The sequence below is a fragment of the Streptomonospora salina genome (genome assembly GCF_014204715.1).
Taxonomy (GTDB): Bacteria; Actinomycetota; Actinomycetes; order Streptosporangiales; family Streptosporangiaceae; genus Streptomonospora; species Streptomonospora salina.
Genome location: NZ_JACHLY010000001.1, coordinates 4,035,585 through 4,052,029, shown reverse-complemented (window position 1 = coordinate 4,052,029; position 16,445 = coordinate 4,035,585). Strand labels below are relative to the sequence as shown.

Below are 16,445 nucleotides of genomic sequence, written 5' to 3'. Positions count from 1 at the left end.
GCCGCCACCCCGTCCTGCGGAACCGTTCCTACCCGGGCGGCGGCGCTGCCCCGGACACTCCTTCGCCATAGCCGCGCTCGAAGCCGTCCTCGCCAAGCGCCCTGGCCAAGGCCCGCACCAGGGCACGAACCCGGGGGCTACCGTCGTCGCGCCTCCCCCGGATCCCGGTGGCGGCGCCGAGCGCGCGGATCGCCCCTTCCGGGTCCCCCGCGTGCCACAGGGTGTCGGCGAGCAGCTCGGCCGCCTCCGCCCGCACGGCGGCGACCCCGAGGAGCCCGGCCGCTTCCCAGGCCCGCAGCGCTGTCGCACGCGCCCGCTCCGGTACGTCCTCGGCCAGCGCGAGCGCACCCTCCCGGCACAGGATCACCACCCGCAGGTAGTCGGAATCCGCCAGCGGCCCGACGAGCAGGTGCCGGGCCCGGGCGAGCAGGTCGCGGGCGTCGGCCGTCCGCCCTCGGAGCAGCGCCAAGTCGGCCAGCCCGGTCAGGCTCATGATCCGGTGTTCGGCAGTCGGGGCCTCGGAGGCGTTCAGAGCCTCCCAGAAGACCCCCTCGGCCTCATCGGCCCGCCCGGCGCGGATGAGCTCGCCACCCAGCCGGTTCAGGATGGGGGTGAACCGCTCCGAGGCGCCCAGCGAACGCTCCAGGTCCAGGGCCCAACGCAAACTGGCGACCGCGCTGTCCACATCGCCGCGGGCGGAGCGGAACCCGGCCAGGGCGGCGGCCAGCTGTGCCGTGGTCCACAAATCGCCCAGCTCGCGGAAGTCCGCCACGGCGGCCTCCGTGTCCTGCTCGGCCCTGGCCGCGTCGCCGGCGGCCTCGGCGACCAGGGCGAAGGTGGCCCTGCCTGCGGCGCGCACCCAGCGGTGCGGGTGGGCCAGGGCGGTCTCGGCGTCCGCCCGCACGCCCTCGTGGTCCCCGGCCAGAAGGCGGTGGTTCGGGGTGATCATCGCCAGCGGGGGATAGTCGGCCAGGACCGCTGCGTCGATGGCCGGCTGCCCGGTGACGTATGCTCCCGCCCCCGCGTGCCCCTCCCTCGGCGGACGAACGCCCGAGTCCATGGCGCCGGCACGCCCCGAACCCGGCGGCTCTTCCTCCAGGGACTCCGTTTCCGCCTGCGGGCCCGCCGCCGGCCGGGGGAGGATGGAGCGGACCGCCGCCGAGACCGTCCGCGCCGAACGGGTGAGCGCGTCGGGATGGCGGTCGAGCTCCCCGAACCAACGATCGGCCTCTTCATAGCGGCCCCGGATGACCCAGTACCAGCTGAGCGCGGTGACGGTCCGTACCGCCGAAGCCGCATCCCCGCCCCGGCAGGCGTGCCGGACGCTTTCCAGCAGGTTGTCATGCTCGGTGTCCAGGATCGCCAGGCCACGCGGCTGGTCGCAGCCGAGGAGCATCGTGAAGGAGTCCTCGGCCAGGTCGGCGAAGTAGCGGGCGGCGGCGTCGCGCACCCGCCCTTCCTCGCCGGACTCGCGCAGCCGCTCCTCCAAGTAGACCCGCGGAGTCTCCATGAGCCGGTGCCGGGGCTCCTCCCACGGCGACTCGACGGCCACCAGCAGGGACTTGTCGGTGAGCGAAGAGAGCAGGAAGGGGACGTCGGCGGCGGATACACCGCTGCTTCCGCCGATCTCCTGCGCGCTGCTCATGGTGACACCGCCGGGCAGCACCGACAGGCGGCGCGCCAGCAGTCGCTCGTGCTCGGTCAGCAGGTTCCAGGTCCAGTCCAGGACCGCGCGCAGGGTCCGGTGCCGGGCGCTGCCGACGCGCCGCGGCCCGGATAGCAGCCGGAAGCGCTCGTTGAGGTGGCGGGCGATCTGCTGGACCGTCATCGACCGGGTGCGGGCCGCCGCCAGCTCGATGCCCAGGGGGAGCCCGTCCAGCCGGCGGCAGATCTCGGCGACCGCGCCGGCGTTGTCGGCGTCGACGGCGAACCCGGGGCGCGCCAGGGACGCGAGTTCGACGAACATCGCGACGGCTTCGCCGCCGTCGCCCCGAGAGGCGCCCTCGGATGCGTCTCCGGGGACTTCCAGAGGCTCGACCCGCACCAGGCCCTCGCCGTCGGCCGCCAGGGGTTCGCGACTGGTGGTCAGGACGTTCAGGTCGGGGCAGCTGCCGAGTAGGCGGATCGCGAGGTCGGCGGCCGTGTCGAGCAGGTGCTCGCAGTTGTCCAGGACCAGCAGAGTGGGCGCAGCGGAGAGGGCGGACACCAGCCGGGCAGTCCGATCGCGGCCCGGGGCTGCGAGGGGGGCGTTGCCGACGCTGAGGGTGGCGGCGACGGCCTCGACCAGGCTGTCCCCCTCACGCAGGGGTGCCAGCTCGACGAAGCACACACGGGCCGCGGCGGTCCGGTCGGCGTACTCGGCGGCGAGGCGGGTCTTGCCCACCCCTCCCGGGCCGAGCAGGGTCACCAGGCGTGTGCGATCCATGAGGCCGTCGATGGAGACGAGTTCCTCGCGGCGGCCGACGAAGCGGGTGAGGTAGGGGTTGGACCACCCCCGGGCCGGGGACGGGGTGCGGTCGCGGAGGATCTCTGCGTGGAGTTCGCCGATCCACGGGGAAGGGTCGGCGCCCAGCTCCTCGCTCAGGGCCCGGCGCAGGTCCTCATAGGCGGCCAGGGCGGCACCGTTCTGGCCCGTCTCGTGCAGGACCCGCATGAGCAGGCCGTGGCAGCGCTCCCGGATGGGATGGGCTGCGCAGAGGGTGCGCAGTTCGGGCACGAGCCCGGTGGGGTCACCGGTGCGGGACAGTGCCTCGATCCTGTCCTCGGCGGCGGCGAGACGCAGGTCCTCCAGGCGCGGGGCCTCCTGCCGGGCGAAGTCGGCCCCCACCCCGCCGAAGGGGGCTCCGCGCCACAGTGCGAGGGCCTCCTCCAAGGTCTCCACCGCCCGCTCCGGGGCGTGCTCGCGCAGCAGCCGGGCCCCGTCGGCGGCGAGACGCTCGAATGCGTGGGCGTCGACTTCGTCGGGCGGAACATCCAGGCGGTACCCGCCGCCGACGGCGGTCGGTCCGATCGCGAGACCGTGCTCGAGCATCCGGGCTCGTGTGCGCGAGACGAGGCGCCGGAGGGTATCGGCGCCGCCGGCGGGTGGACCGTCGCTCCACAGATCGTCCATGAGCGTCTCCGCCCCGACCGCCCGCCCCGGCGACAGGGCCAATCGTGCGAGAAGGACGGACATGCGCCTCCCCCCGAGCGGGAGAGGTCGCCCTTTCCCGTCCCGGACCTGGAAGGGCCCCAGCATCGAGACACGCACGCCGCCAATCTGCCAGAGGGGCATAACGCCCACAAATCCCTATCGTTCTTCCGGAAACCGGGCCCGTTCACCCCGCAAGCGGCCCCGGGCGGGCTCCGCGCCCGGCTATCGGCACCAACTCCGGGCCGCAGGCGATGAACGACGCCGCCCCGAACGAGGTTGTGTGCTCCATCGGTGCTCGGCTGTCATGGACGCGGGCGGAACACGGCGTCACCGCACGGTAAGCGCTTTTCATCGTGCTTCGCGTAGCTGAAGGACCAGCTGTCGACGTCGTTCGAAAGCGGGCTCTGGCACGGATTCGGTGAAGCCTCGCTCTGCTGCAGTCAGGCCGCGAGTAGCACGCGCTTGCGCAGCAGGGCAGGGTTGGCGCGCCCATACATCTGCCGTTTGAGCAGCTTGAGCCGGTTGACGTGGCCTTCGGCCACGCCGGAGCTGTGCGGCAGGGTCAGTCCCCACGACGGCGTCCCAGTCGCGGCGCAGGCCGCCCACCGACGCCGAGGCCGACTTGGCCGCCCGCGAAGGCTGGATCCACCTGCCCGAACCCGGCAGCCTGCCTCTACTGCACCGGCAGGCGCTCCCTCGAACCCTGCGACCCGACCGAAGCACCGGTCAGCGGCAGACCCCGACCGGAGCACGAAGCCGCAGGTGAGAGGTTGCCCTGGGCAGAATCGGCGGCGCAGACTGGAACCCGGGTGATCTGACACCGGGTCGGCTCCCGCATCCGGGGGGCGGCACCGGGCAGTGGGGGCTGCTCGATGGACACCACCATGCGGATCCACGTCTCCAGTGACGACACGCACGCAGAAGACCTGGCCGAACTGGTCACGGCGTTGCACAGCGAACTGCTGCAGTTGGACGTCGAGGAGGTGCGCCCTCTCCGGACGGGACCGCCTCCGGCCGGCGCCCGCGCGGACTGGGGCATCGACCTGGGCGGCCTGGCCGTCGTCGCCGACGCCTCGGTCGAGATACTCAGCCGGATCGTGGGGAGCCTCCGGGCCTGGTGCGAGCGTGCCGAGCCCCGCCCGGCCGTTCGGCTCGAAATCGACGGCGACGCCATCGAGATTCGTCCGCGCCGTCGTCGTCATGTCGCGATCCCGTCGCAATCGGTACCTACCTGTGGCCCTGCGACACGGCTGCGACATGACGGCGAGGCACCGGTGACCCCGGGTCGGCACTGTCGGCGGTATGCGCTCTTCACACCCGGCTTCCTCCGTCCGGCCTCCCGGAGCCGTCCACACTCCTTCGCACATTCCGGCCCTGGACGGGTTGCGCGGCCTCGCTGTGTCGGGGGTGCTGTTGTTCCATACCGGCAACATGCCCGGCGGTTTCCTCGGCGTCGACCTGTTCTTCGTGTTATCGGGGTTCCTCATCACGGGGCTGCTTCTTAGCGAAGCGGGGGCGGCCGGCGGGATCTCGCTCGTGTCATTCTGGGGGCGTCGACTCCGGCGCCTGTTTCCCGCACTGGCGCTGGTGCTGGTCGTGGTGACCGTGGCGGTCTGGACACTGCAACGGTTCGGCTACCCGGTCACCGATCGCGGCATGGTCTCCACAACACTGGCGGACGGCCTGTGGGTGCAGTTGAATCTGGTCAATTGGCATCTGCTGGCGCAGGACGCGAGCTACTGGGACGCCCTCGGTCAGTCGCGGGTCTTCGAGCACCTGTGGAGTATCGCGGTCGAGGAGCAGTTCTATGTGGTGTGGCCGTTCGTCATCGGCGCGGTCGCTTGGGCGGTGGAACGGTTCCGGCGACGTGTCGGGCATGTCGATGTCGCTGTGCTGACGTTCGCGATCGCCGTCTCAGCCGGCTCGCTCGTCCTGATGGTCGCCCTGCTCGATCCTGCCGACCCCACGCGTGTGTACACGGGCACCGACACGAGAGCGTTCTCTCTGCTTTTGGGCGCCGCAGCGGCGACGGCCCCGGCCCGACGCGCGTTCCAACACATCGTGCGGTCGTGTCGCGGTGCCACCACGTGGGCGATCGGGATCCTCACGGTGGGGATCCTCACGTTCTGGGTGCTCACGGAGGGGACCTCCACGCTGGGATTGTTCACCGGCGGCCTTTTCGCGCACGCGATCTCCTGCGCGATTCTCATCGGCTTGTGCGCCGCCGTCACCACCGTGCAGACGCAGAACACGGCGGGGTCGGATCGCTTTCTGTTGCCCATGCGGATGCTGCAGGCGAAACCGCTTACCCGGCTCGGCGAGATCTCGTACAGCCTTTATCTGTGGCATTGGCCGGTGATCGTACTCTTCTCTGTGCCGGAGCATCCGGAGTTGCCGCACTGGCTGCACTCCGCGATCGTCATCGGGATATCGGTCGCCTTCGCCGTCGCGTCGAAGCATTTGGTGGAGGATCCGATCCGGTTCCGGATGCGGTGGGCGCGAGGACGCGCCGGACTGATCATGTTCCTCGTCGCCTCCGCCGCGCTCCTCGTCATGTGGTTCGCGCTGCCGACGCCCTCAGAACCGCCGATCGACACCGGCGCACTCTGACCCGCGGATGTCTGGGCGCCCACGGATGAGAACAGGGACTGTCTCACGGGAGCAGCCGTCTTCGGCGGCCTCGACACGGTGCCCGTGGCGTTTCAGAGCGAGCTGCAGGCCCAACACCGTTGTTTTAGGGCATCTTCGCTGGTAAGGGCCTCGGGGTGGTGCGAGCCTGGCACCGAGGGTTCGCGGCCGCCTCTACCCGCGGGATACTCGATGGCGTGACGAACGCGGCTGACCGCGCCTCTTTCGGGGTGCTGACCCAGACCTTCGACCCGCACCTGGTCGAGGAGGTGGCCACCCGGGGCGGCGCCCTCCAGCAACGGCGGCGCGAGCTGCCCGCACGGCTGACCCTGTACTTGGTCCTGGCGCTGTGGCTGTGGCGCAACCTCTCCTACAAAGAGGTCTGGCGCAGGCTGGCTGACGGCTGCGCGTTCAGCGGCGGGGCCCGGGAGTTGGCCGTGCCGGCCTCGGGCGCGCCCGAGGCCTCCAGCGTGAGCCGGGCCCGGCAGCGGCTGGGCACCGAACCCCTCACGCTGCTCTTCGCCCGCACCGCCGGGCCCCTGGCCGAGAGCGACACCCCGGGAGCATGGTGGCGCGGCTACCGCCTGACTGCGGTGGACGGCACCTGCCTGGACACCCCCGACACCACCGCGAACCGGGCCGCGTTCGGCGGCCCCTCTGAGGGGGCCTTCCCTCAACTGCGTCTGGTCGCCCACTGCGAGATCGGCACCCGCTGCCTCATCGACGCGTCCTTCGACGCCTACACCACCAGCGAGAAAGCCCTGTGCGAGCGCATGGCGGCCTCGTTCGCGCCCGACATGCTCACGGTCTTCGACTCGGGGTTTTGCGGCAGCGACCTGTACTGCACGATCACCGCCACCGGCGCCCAGGTCATCATGCGCGCCGGCGCCCAGTTCGCCCTGGCCCCCGTCGAGGTCCTGGCCGACGGCTCCTACACCGCGCACCTGTCCAAGGGCGGTCCGCTGGTGCGTGTGGTCGAGTACACCGTCTACACCGACACCGTCACCGCACACGGCGGCCACACCACGGCCGGGGAGACGATCACCCTGGTCACCAGCCTGATCGACCCGGTGCTCCACCCCATCGCCGACTTCCCGGGGCTGTACGCGGCCCGCTGGGAATCGGAGATCCTCTACGACGCGGTCAAGACCGAACTGCGCGGCGGAACGACGGTGCGGTTCCGCTCCCAGAGTCCCGACCTCATCCGTCAGGAGGCCTGGGCGCTGCTGCTGGTCTATCAGGCGGTCTCGGACCTGATCACCCGCGCCGCCGGGTACGCACAGCTCGATCCCGACCGCATCAGCTTCACCACCGCGCTCAACACCGCCCGCCGCTCGGTCAACCGGACCGGTGGGCGTTTTTCCCCCTGAGGACCTGGCCGTACTGGACGTGTGGGCCTTCGACGAGCTCTGGGACGACCTGCTGCCCCGGCGGCGCCGGCGGTCCGCACCCCGTGAGGTCACCCGGCGCTCCTTCCGGTTCCCCACCCGCAAGCGCGCCACACCCGCCTCGGGTAGAACCCGACATCGCGTCCACATCTGGCGCCTCACCCCACCAGCGAAAACACCCTAAAACAACGGTGTTGAGCTGCAGGCCCCGCCTGACGAGCGCGTCGTCTTCGATCAGCAGAACAGTAGCCACGCCGCCGATGCTAGAAGACACCTCTGCCCCTGCCGTGGCAATCGAGCGGCGTCAGCCGGTTCTGCGACACAACCGCGACACGCCTCCACAACGGTCGCGACAGCAGGTTGTAAGAGTCGCACCATGCGAACAGACACGACGAATACCGCCACACCGGCCACCGTTCTCCAGAGACTCCGCGGTCGGGTCCGCCGCGCGACAGGAATCGCCTCGGTCGCTATTGCAGCCCTGCCACTGGCCGCCTGCGGAACCGGTCAAACCGACGACGCCGCTAGCGAGGGATCGACGCAATCTACGCAGGGCGCCGATGCCAACCTGTCGCCTGTACTCTTCCTCGGTGACTCCGTCGCCGCCGGCCAAGCAGTCGCCCTCCGGCAAGGGCTGGAAGAAAGCGGCGCGAAATTCATCGACGCCACCTCCACTGGAGGCGGAAACCTCGTCGGACCGAACGCCGAAGAACAATGGAAGGCTATCCCCGAAGCACTCGAACAGGCCGCAGGCGGCGTCGTGCTCTACCAGATCACCACCTACGACTGGGGCACCTCCGACGAACAGCGCGCCACCTACGAACGCCTCGCCGAGACCACCGCAGATCTCGACGCCGACCTTCTCCTCGTGTCGATGCCTCCCATCGAGCCCGACGAGTTCTACGAGCCTCACATGGAGGAGCTCGCCACCGCCGACGATGCCGCTCGACAGGTCGCAGACGACCTCGCCGACGTCGACTACCTCGATGCCTCCGAGGTGTGGGGCGACGAGTACGCGAGGGAGCGCGACGGCGTGATCGACCGCAGCGACGACGGGATCCACACCTGCCCTCAGGGGGCGGCCCGATTCACCAGCTGGATCCTCGAACAGCTCGCCGACCGCTACGACGGCCTCGCCCCGGCGGACCCCGACAGCTGGGCGAACACAGGTTGGGCCGACAGCGAACTCTTCCACGGCTGCTGAGACTCCCGACGTTCCGGGACTTGGCCAGCGGGATGTCGTTGTAGCCGGCACCGACACCCGCGACGCCGGCAGCGAGGACGAGAGCGCATCCCTGCTCGACCGTGTCCTGCTCCTCGAGCGCTGGGCGGGGCTCAGGCGAGGTGCTTGTTCCAGAAGCCGTCGTCCGCCCAGCCATCGGGGACGCCCATGCCGCGGAGGTTCATCGGCGGGCGGCTGGCGAGGAGGTCGTGGTAGTCGCCTCGCCCAGGCACTGCGCGGAGACACAGAATCGAGAACCGACTGCAGTGACACGAGCACCGGGGCGGTCAGCCCGATACTCTTGGCGACCGCGGTCCGGTCGGCCCGACTGCTCAGGGTGCAGTACGCGTTGGCCAACGTTCCGATGGTCAGTGTTTCGACCATGAGCCACGACGACGGCGGCGGCTCGGGCGAGCCGTAGGTCGTCAGATAGTGCTCGAGGGCCGAGCGGTGGACTAGCGAGTCCTCCCCGGCGGAGACGCGGCTCGGGCTGGTGCGGGGGCGCCTGGAACGGTCGGCGAGACCTTCCATGCCGTCCTGTCGGAACCGGTTCTTCCAGGTGTGCCGTGACTGGCGGACGTCCCGTAGCGCGCTGCGACCTCACCGATCGGTGATCCGCCCGGAACCTCGCATACCGCCCTGTAGCGGTAGTTCCGCCAGTGTCGGCTGATCCACACTCGTCCCACGACGCCGGTCCTGGATTCACCGGCGGTCATGCCGCATGGTGGTCAACCGTGTCCTGAATACGAACGGCAAAGGACGTCCTGAGACCTCACACCGACACGAGGCCGCTACACGTTAAAGCGGATCTCCGCCGCGTTCGGCACCCGACAGCCATCTGCGAGGTGGTCGCTGGCTCTGCCGATCCGGTACGGGGAAGCTGCTCGTCGCGCCCGCCGTGCGGACGGCTTCCTCGGACTCTCGCTCGGTGCCCTCCCCTCATGTCGAGCAACGAGGGATCCGAGCTGCCCACACGATCCGGAACGTCCGGAGACAACGTCTGCCACCAGCCCTTCTTCGGGCCACGAGGCATGAGACTGTCCTTCCGATATGGAGACCCTTGCGATCCTGCACGGCTCTCGTCGTGTCCGGTCACGGTGATGTCGGCGCGATCCGTCTCGTGGATGCTCGCCAGACGGTGCTGGACATCTACTGTCCTTCGGCGTCCCGGGCGGAGTCCGTGGGGTCGTCGAGCGCGAGCCGGTACGCCTGGCGCAGCACCTCGACCTGGGCGGGGTTGTAGAGCTCGGTGACCGCCTGGACGAGGTCCTGCAACGAGGTGCGACTGCCGACGCCCAGCGGTGGGGTCCGCATACCCGGGTACTGCTCGTGGATCGTGCGGAGCGCGGGAGCCAGACGCGCGGCGACGGCCCGGATCTCGTCGGCGGTGGCGTCCGACGCCAGCTCGTCAAAGGCATCGTCGGCCTCCCGGTGGTGCGCGACGATGGCCCGCATGTCCTGCAGGCCCTGCTCGTCGTAGACCCGGGCGCTGATCATGACCATCGCGCGGTCGGCAGGCGTGAGATCGTCCGCGACGTCGGCGAACCCGGCGGGGACGTCGGGATCGGGGCGATGGCGCAGGAGGTCGGCGATCTCGGCGCGCAGCTCCTGCTGGTGGGCGATGGAGGCGGAGAGCTGGGAATCGAGGGTGCGGAGCGTCTGCGTGAAGGCCTCACCGGATTCCTCGAGCTCTGCGACGCCCGACAGCGGCATCCCCAGCTCCCGCAGGCGCGCGATCTGCAGCAGGCGCACGAGATGGGACGTGCCGTACTGCTTGTAGCCGTTCCCGGCCCGGGCGGGCTCCTCGAGGAGTCCGATCGCGTGATAGTGCCGGACGGTCTTCACAGTCGTGCCCGCGAGCTCAGCGAGCCGGCGCGTGCTCCAGGCCATCAGCGGTCGCTCAGCAGGTCGGGCATGAGGCCATCCTCCCCGCTCGGACCGGGGAAGGGAAGGCCGTCTTTGACTCTGCCCCCAGGGCATCGTTTTGGCTGAGGGCACCGATCGCACCTCGCCGAAGGAGCCCCATGACCGTGCGTGCCACGTCAGTCCCCCGCCGATTCGAGGCCGAGGACCTGTTCCGCGACCCCGCCTTCTCCCACCCCGTGATCTCCCCCGACGGAGCCTGGCTCGCATATTTGGCGCCGGCAGGTGGGCGGAAGAACGTCTGGGTGCGGGGGATCGATCAGGAGCACGAGGAGGCCCGCTGCGTCACCCACGACTCCCGACGAGGGATCCTCACCTTCTTCTGGTGCGACGATCCCCGCTGGCTGCTCTACCTCCAGGACACCGACGGGAACGAGGATTGGCACCTGTTCCGGGTGGACCTCGAGCATCCCGAGGCCGCACCGCAGGACCTGACCCCTCTGGAGCCGGGGTCGCGGGTGTTCTCCGCGGAGCCGATGCCCTCTCGGCCCGGGACAGTGCTGGCCACCATGAACCAGCGGCCCGCGCGCCTGGACATGTTCCTGATCGACGTGGGCTCCGGCGAGATCACTCTTCTGCACGAGCAGACCGAGGCCGGGGTGGACCTGCTGCTGGACCGGGATGGCGAACCGGCATTCGTCTCCCGGGTCACCGAAGACGGGAGCACCGAGTTCTGCACGATCGACCCGGATTCCGGGCAGCAGCGCCTGCTGCTGCGCGCCGGCGGGGCCGAGCAGCCCGTGGGGGTCGAGGTGCAGCGCTCCACCCCCGATGGCACGGGCCTCATCCTGAGCCTCTATCTCGAGGGCGATGACCTACAGCTGGTGCGCATCGACCGGGAGACCGCGGAGGTGAGCGTGCTGGCCGCCGTCCCGGGGCGGAGCCTGGACATCATGAGCGTGCTGGCCCCCGGTGTGCTGCCACCCACCCTGTTCACCGATCGTGCGACCGGGGAGATCCTCGCCGCCCGGTTCACGGGGCCCCGTCCCCACATCGAGGTGGTCGACCCGCGCTTCGCCGAGGTGCACGCGGCGCTGGCCGCGCTCTCGGACGGCGTGCTCGACTCCCTGAGCTCGGACACCTCCGGGACGCGCTGGGTCGCCACCTTCCTCCACGACCGCGAACCGGAGGCCTGGCTGTACAACCACGCCACCGGCCGCAGCCGCCGCCTGTTCCAGCCCTACCAGCACCTGGACACCGCACATCTCGCGCCCATGGAGCCGATCCGGCTCCTCGCCCGGGACGGGCTGCCGCTGCATGGCTACCTCACCCTTCCCGTCGGCATTCCCGCCAGGAAGCTGCCGCTGGCGCTCGTGGTCCACGGCGGACCGTGGGCGCACGACAGTTGGGGCTTCAGCGCACAGGTCCAGTTCCTGGCCGACCGCGGCCACGCCGTGCTGCAGGTGAACTTCCGCGGATCCTCCGGCTACGGCAGGCGCCACACCCTCGCAGCGCGGGGCGAGTTCGCCGGCGCCATGCACACGGACCTCCTGGACGCGGTCGACTGGGCCGTCGACCGCGGCATCGCCGACCCGGACCGCGTGGGGATCATCGGCGGCTCCTACGGCGGGTACGCCGCTCTCGTCGGTGCGGCCTTCACCCCGGAGCGCTTCGCCGCAGCCGTGGATCTCGTCGGCATCGCGGACCTGTCGAGCTTCCTGCGCAGCTTCCCGCCCGTGAGCCGTCCGTACATCGCGAGCGGCTGGCTCGCCTACGTCGGCGACCCCGACGACCCCGCGCAGGAGGCGGACATGCTCGCCCGCTCCCCGATGAGCAGGGTCGAGGCGATCACGACTCCGCTGCTGATCGCCCACGGCGCGAACGACGCCCGGGTGCGGCGCGAGGAGTCGGACCGGATCGTCACCTCGCTGCGCGATCGGGGGGTCCCTGTCGAATACCTGCTAGTCCAGGACGAGGGCCACGGCTTCGGCAACCCTGAGAACGAGATCCGCCTGCAGCGCGCGATCGCCACGCATCTCGCCCAGCACCTGGCCTGAGCCGAATGTCTTTTGCGCGCCCCGCCTCCCCGACCGGAAGGACCGACATGACCTCCTCTCACCCCCTTGACCGCTCCGCCTTCGCGATCACGGGGACGACAGCGGCACTGCTGGTGGTGGTGCTCCTGACCACACCGCTCCAGGCCGCAGACGAGGAGAGCACCTTCCGCGCAACGTCCAGCCCTCATACAACCAAGACGATCACCGACTTTGAATCAGCTCTGATCAGCAGGCGGCCGGTGGTGGGCTGAGGGATCGCGACCATGGAGGGATGTGCGGTGCCGAGCCGCTCCGGAGGCGGCTTTCTGGCACCGGCGAAGCCTCCGCCGAGCGGGTCCCGCCGGCCGCAGGCGAGGAACCGATCCGGCAGGCCGCGCCGGTTCATCACCTTGACGCTGCGCGTGTGTGCAGGCCGAGCGCGCGGACGGCCCTGGTCGGCTCCGCTCCTTCTCCGGCACCAGCGCTGGTCCACAACGAAACGGGCCGACCGCCACCGGCGCCGCGCGGCATGGCGCGGCGTCCCCGTCACCGTCTCCGTCCTGCTCGCGACGACCTGTACTCAGACGGAGACGACCGCCGATACGGCGGCCACTTCGCGCTCCAGAACGGTCGAGGAGAATCGATCTCATCCGTTCACGCTCGCCGTCCTCGCCCGCCCCTCGCGCACCCAGACGACAACCAGCGTCGCCAGCACGAAGACGACGGGGATGAACAGATGCGGCCCACCGGATCCGGAGCCGCGTTCAACGGAGAAGGCGCCCCCGTCTGCGAGGAAGACGTTCAGGACCGCGGTGAAGGCGTTGTTGGCCACGTGGAACGCGATCGGCGCCTCCAGCCCTTGGCTGCGGATGGCCATCACAGCCGTGGCCAACCCCAAGAAGACGTGGTAGCCGAACAGCCACGGATCCGATGCGAAATGGGAAGCAGCGAACACGAAGCTGGAAACCACAGCGCCCGCCCCCAGCGCAAGTCGCTCGGGTCTCACCCACGAGGCCACGGCCGGCATCATCGCCCCCCGGAACATGAGCTCCTCTGCTGCCGCCGTGAACGGAGTGGTCAACAAAATGACCACGAGCAGAGCTATCGTGGTTCCGGTTACACCGAATCCCACCCAAGGGGTGTGATCGAGAGCAAAGGTCGCCAATCCCGCGTTTCCGAGAACGGTGAACAAAAGCGCCCAGAGCAAGTACACAGTGAGGCGACGGCGGTCGAATTTCCGCGGATAGCTCAGCACCGCACGCCAGGGAACGTTCGCCAACCGCGCAATGAGCGGCACGGTGAGCAAACCGGTGAGGCTCATGCTGAGATTCACTGCAAGCAGTTGCAGTGGAGTAACTTTCCCGGACTGACCGCCGCTTCCGTCAATCAGTCCGGCCACCTGGAACAAGGCGATCTGCAATGCGATCATCGCGATCGGGGGGATGGCGATCACGATAATCGGCTTCCACCGGCTCAGGGAGAGGTGCGCCCCGAATCGCCGCGTGTTAGTTCCATTGTCATTGGAAGGCATGATCAGTTCCCAATCGCGTCGATCCACGAGCGGTAGCGCAGTCTCAACGCCCGCTCCGTGCTTGCTGTCGCCGCCAGTACCGCCGAAGTGGTGGTGAACCAGAGCGGAGGCGTGAACGGCACCTCGATATGACCGAAATACTCCTCGACCGGCGGCACATTCGATAGCGGGTCGATAACCTGTAACGCCAAAAGCCCGATACCGACCGTCAGGGCCAGGACGGAGGCGACACCGACCCATCGGCTGGCCGCGGGGTGGCGGTCTTCGAAGCGCGCTCGCAGGCCCTCGGCAGATCGAGGATCGGGGCGTAGCTGTCGTGCGGCACCGTGGTGGGTCACGTAGTGGCAGCGCTTCATCCCCACAGCGCTCATCGCAACCTCAATCACCCCGCCCTCGACGGCGAAGGCTGCGGGCAGTTTGCTGACGGCCTGTTGCCGCCCGTCGCGGAAGAGTTGCGCCCGCACGGTTCCGGCGGCCTGGTTCCCCCAATGCCTCACGTCCACCGTGTAATGAACCGGTGGGCCCGAGCCGCCCGGATCCAGGTGGAACAGCGCGCGACCGGGGACCTGCCACCACCGGTACCGCGCAAGATCGCGGCCGTCCCCTGGTTCGGCACGCGCAAGGGCAAGGCGCTTCTGCAGGCGATCGATCATTGCTCCCCCTGGCTTCAAGCGTGCGCTGGGGACTCGCCACCAGCTAGTACACCGTACTAGTACGGTATACTAGTGGGCAACAGGAGGTCGATATGACTGAACGGTCACCGCTCGATACCCGAGAGCGGATCCTCGCCGCAGCTGCGATGATCATCGCCGAGGACGGCGTCACCGCACGCCTGAGCGTGCGGGCCGTCTCTGCCCGTGCCGGGGTCAGCATCGGATCGATGCGCCACCACTTCCCCACGCAACAGCAACTCAGAGACCGGGTCATGGAGCGCATCGGCGACTGGCTGGCCCCCGCGGAATGGATGCTCGACGCATCGCTGCCCGCACACCAGCGCCTCCTCCGAAGCCTCCGCCAGGTACTGGCCCAGGCCGGCGCAGGCCAGCAGGCACGTGACGCCATGCTCACGACCATCAGCACGTTCGTCGCCGTCGAACAGACACCAGCGGTACGTGAGTCCTACCTCTCAATCGAAAGCGATGGCCAGCGGCGCATCGAGGGATGGCTGAACACACTGGCGGACGAGGGATTCCTTTCGCGGTCCGAAGTGCCTCGGCATGCGCGCTTCCTCGGAACCGTTCTCAAAGGCCTCGCACTACAAAGAGCGCTTCCCGCGATTGATGCACTCTCGCAGGCCGAAGAGGAGACGCTTGCTACCGCGGTCTCCGCCGTTCTCCAGAACTCGACGAGTGCAGAATGAGGGCTGTTCAGGCAGCAGCCGGTGGGGCGGTGGCGTGCCCCACCTGAAGCGCCCGCATGCGCCCGGCCAGGAGCTTCGTGGTCGAGCTGCTCGCGGCACCTCCGCCGCGGTCCGCACCTCTTCGCCGAGCCCGAGGGCCGGCCGACACCGCTCCCGCGAGGGTGGACAAGAGCGTGTTCTCACCCGCGGTGGTCCCGGTGCCGGACCGAAGACCGGCGTTCGGCTGGAACAGGAGAAGCAGAAGGTCCTCCGCGAGGATCGGGCCTTCGAGATCCTTCGGCGCACCGAGTGTCTCGGCCTCGGAGAGCGGCTCGTCCGCGTCCTGGTTCATCGGTCGTGCCCACCTGTTGCCGTGACGAGGAAGCGCCCGCGAGTTGAACGCCCTGTTCCGGCGACGCATACGCGTCTCTCGTCACACCCCGGCAGGCGCGACGAGGAGCGGGACGAGCAACGCGGTCGCGTTGTTGACGCCGTGCAGCACGACGCCCGGCCAGATCGATCCCGACCACCGGAACAACAGGGCGGTGAGCACCCCCACGACGAACGCCACCGGCAGGACGGGGTTGATGCCGTGCGCGACAGCGAAGATCGCGGCGCTGACGAGTACCGCGATCCAAGCGCGGTAGCGGGCGAAAACCGCGTTGGCGAGCACGCCGCGGAAGAACGCTTCTTCACCGAGCGGCGTGATGGTCGCACCGGCGACGAACACGAGGGCGAGCGACCACCAGCCAGCGTCCGCGGCTGCCTGATAGCTGGTCTGCACGTTCTGCACATCACCGCTCACGGTCATGTAGACGATCGCGGTGACCGTGCCCAGGAGATAGGCGACAAGGCCGAGCAGTGCGGCGACGAGAATATGGTGGGGCTTCGCGCGGCGGACGCCGAAGGCCGCCAGGCCGCGGATCCGGACGACCGCCGCGACCGCGAAGGCGATGAGCCCCATCGCGCCCGACACGAAGAGCCCCACGACGCCCTGGATCGCGACGTTCTCAACGAGTGGCAGCAGCACGGCCACGAGGAGGAACGACGCCGCGTAGGCGGCGCCTCCCGCCAGTATCTCCAGCCATCCCGGCGCTTTCGGCCGGGCGTTTCCGGGCACCGTTTCGCCGGGTGTGTCGTCGATCATGACCTCTCCTCTGCAACTGGCGTGTAGAAGCGTTGCGCCCGCGTTTGCGGCGGGGGCGGTTCCATGTCGCCTTCCTCAGGTTCCTCGGATTGCACGGGGACGGTGACCGCAGCGCGGTCGCGGACGTGTGTGGGCGCAGGTGCCGGTACCACCCGGCC

General features: G+C 69.5%; 14 protein-coding genes and 1 pseudogene. 7 read left to right on the top strand and 8 right to left on the bottom strand.

The genetic code is table 11. From position 1 onward, the window contains the following. Window positions 1–28 precede the first annotated feature (28 nt). The gene (locus HNR25_RS18300; RefSeq protein ID WP_184637085.1) at window positions 29–3,175 is read right to left on the bottom strand and encodes an ATP-binding protein; all 3,147 of its coding nucleotides are present in this window, start codon (window positions 3,173–3,175) and stop codon (window positions 29–31) included. A 1,260-nt stretch (window positions 3,176–4,435) separates the two neighbouring features. Between HNR25_RS18300 and HNR25_RS18290 the strand changes: the two genes are divergently transcribed. The 4 genes from HNR25_RS18290 to HNR25_RS18275 all read left to right on the top strand — a co-directional run bounded on the left by HNR25_RS18290 (window position 4,436) and on the right by HNR25_RS18275 (window position 8,353). Further along, on the top strand, window positions 4,436–5,743 hold the full coding sequence (locus HNR25_RS18290) for an acyltransferase family protein (RefSeq protein WP_184637083.1): 1,308 nt from the start codon (window positions 4,436–4,438) through the stop codon (window positions 5,741–5,743). Between the two features lie 215 nt (window positions 5,744–5,958). Continuing rightward, window positions 5,959–7,131: an IS4 family transposase gene (locus HNR25_RS18285; RefSeq protein WP_026129722.1), complete on the top strand. Its 1,173-nt coding sequence runs from the start codon at window positions 5,959–5,961 to the stop codon at window positions 7,129–7,131. After that, window positions 7,112–7,333 carry a hypothetical protein gene (locus HNR25_RS18280; RefSeq protein ID WP_184635899.1) on the top strand — a complete coding sequence of 74 codons (222 nt, stop codon included), beginning with the start codon at window positions 7,112–7,114 and terminating at the stop codon, window positions 7,331–7,333. The genes HNR25_RS18285 and HNR25_RS18280 overlap by 20 nt, the downstream gene beginning before the upstream one ends. Window positions 7,334–7,525: 192 nt before the next feature. Then, window positions 7,526–8,353, top strand: a complete 828-nt coding sequence (locus HNR25_RS18275) for an SGNH/GDSL hydrolase family protein (RefSeq protein ID WP_246463739.1) — start codon at window positions 7,526–7,528, stop codon at window positions 8,351–8,353. 324 nt (window positions 8,354–8,677) lie between these two features. On the opposite strand, the pseudogene HNR25_RS27105 reads toward HNR25_RS18275, so the two are convergent. Beyond that, window positions 8,678–8,902: pseudogene (locus HNR25_RS27105) on the bottom strand (hypothetical protein); the annotation flags it as partial. Between the two features lie 618 nt (window positions 8,903–9,520). Beyond that, window positions 9,521–10,261 (bottom strand): MerR family transcriptional regulator, encoded by a 741-nt coding sequence (locus HNR25_RS18265; RefSeq protein WP_246463737.1) that lies wholly within the window; start codon window positions 10,259–10,261, stop codon window positions 9,521–9,523. A gap of 140 nt (window positions 10,262–10,401) precedes the next feature. Here HNR25_RS18265 and HNR25_RS18260 point away from each other — a divergent pair, with 140 nt between their 5' ends. Both HNR25_RS18260 and HNR25_RS18255 read left to right on the top strand, forming a co-directional pair. Beyond that, on the top strand, window positions 10,402–12,291 hold the full coding sequence (locus tag HNR25_RS18260) for a S9 family peptidase (protein ID WP_312862617.1): 1,890 nt from the start codon (window positions 10,402–10,404) through the stop codon (window positions 12,289–12,291). Window positions 12,292–12,338: 47 nt separating this feature from the next. Further along, a complete protein-coding gene (locus HNR25_RS18255) occupies window positions 12,339–12,542 on the top strand; it encodes a hypothetical protein (RefSeq protein WP_184637079.1) in 204 nt (67 codons plus the stop codon). On the opposite strand, the gene HNR25_RS27100 is transcribed toward HNR25_RS18255, so the two are convergent. From HNR25_RS27100 to HNR25_RS18245, 3 genes are all read right to left on the bottom strand, one after another. After that, window positions 12,476–12,676, bottom strand: a complete 201-nt coding sequence (locus HNR25_RS27100; RefSeq protein WP_345606244.1) for a hypothetical protein — start codon at window positions 12,674–12,676, stop codon at window positions 12,476–12,478. The two genes, HNR25_RS18255 and HNR25_RS27100, sit on opposite strands and share 67 nt — an antisense overlap. Window positions 12,677–12,916: 240 nt before the next feature. Further along, on the bottom strand, window positions 12,917–13,801 hold the full coding sequence (locus tag HNR25_RS18250; protein ID WP_184637077.1) for a CPBP family intramembrane glutamic endopeptidase: 885 nt from the start codon (window positions 13,799–13,801) through the stop codon (window positions 12,917–12,919). Between the two features lie 2 nt (window positions 13,802–13,803). After that, on the bottom strand, window positions 13,804–14,454 hold the full coding sequence (locus HNR25_RS18245; protein WP_184637075.1) for an AbrB/MazE/SpoVT family DNA-binding domain-containing protein: 651 nt from the start codon (window positions 14,452–14,454) through the stop codon (window positions 13,804–13,806). A gap of 92 nt (window positions 14,455–14,546) precedes the next feature. Here HNR25_RS18245 and HNR25_RS18240 point away from each other — a divergent pair, with 92 nt between their 5' ends. After that, entirely contained in the window at window positions 14,547–15,161 is a 615-nt protein-coding gene (locus tag HNR25_RS18240) for a TetR family transcriptional regulator (protein WP_184637073.1), read from the top strand. Window positions 15,162–15,168: 7 nt separating this feature from the next. Here HNR25_RS18240 and HNR25_RS25410 read toward each other — a convergent pair whose 3' ends face one another. Both HNR25_RS25410 and HNR25_RS18230 read right to left on the bottom strand, forming a co-directional pair. Continuing rightward, window positions 15,169–15,492 (bottom strand): hypothetical protein, encoded by a 324-nt coding sequence (locus HNR25_RS25410; protein ID WP_221457694.1) that lies wholly within the window; start codon window positions 15,490–15,492, stop codon window positions 15,169–15,171. Window positions 15,493–15,573: 81 nt separating this feature from the next. Beyond that, window positions 15,574–16,287, bottom strand: coding sequence for a CPBP family intramembrane glutamic endopeptidase (locus tag HNR25_RS18230; protein ID WP_184637071.1), 714 nt, complete (start codon window positions 16,285–16,287; stop codon window positions 15,574–15,576). Between the last annotated feature and the right edge of the window lie 158 nt (window positions 16,288–16,445).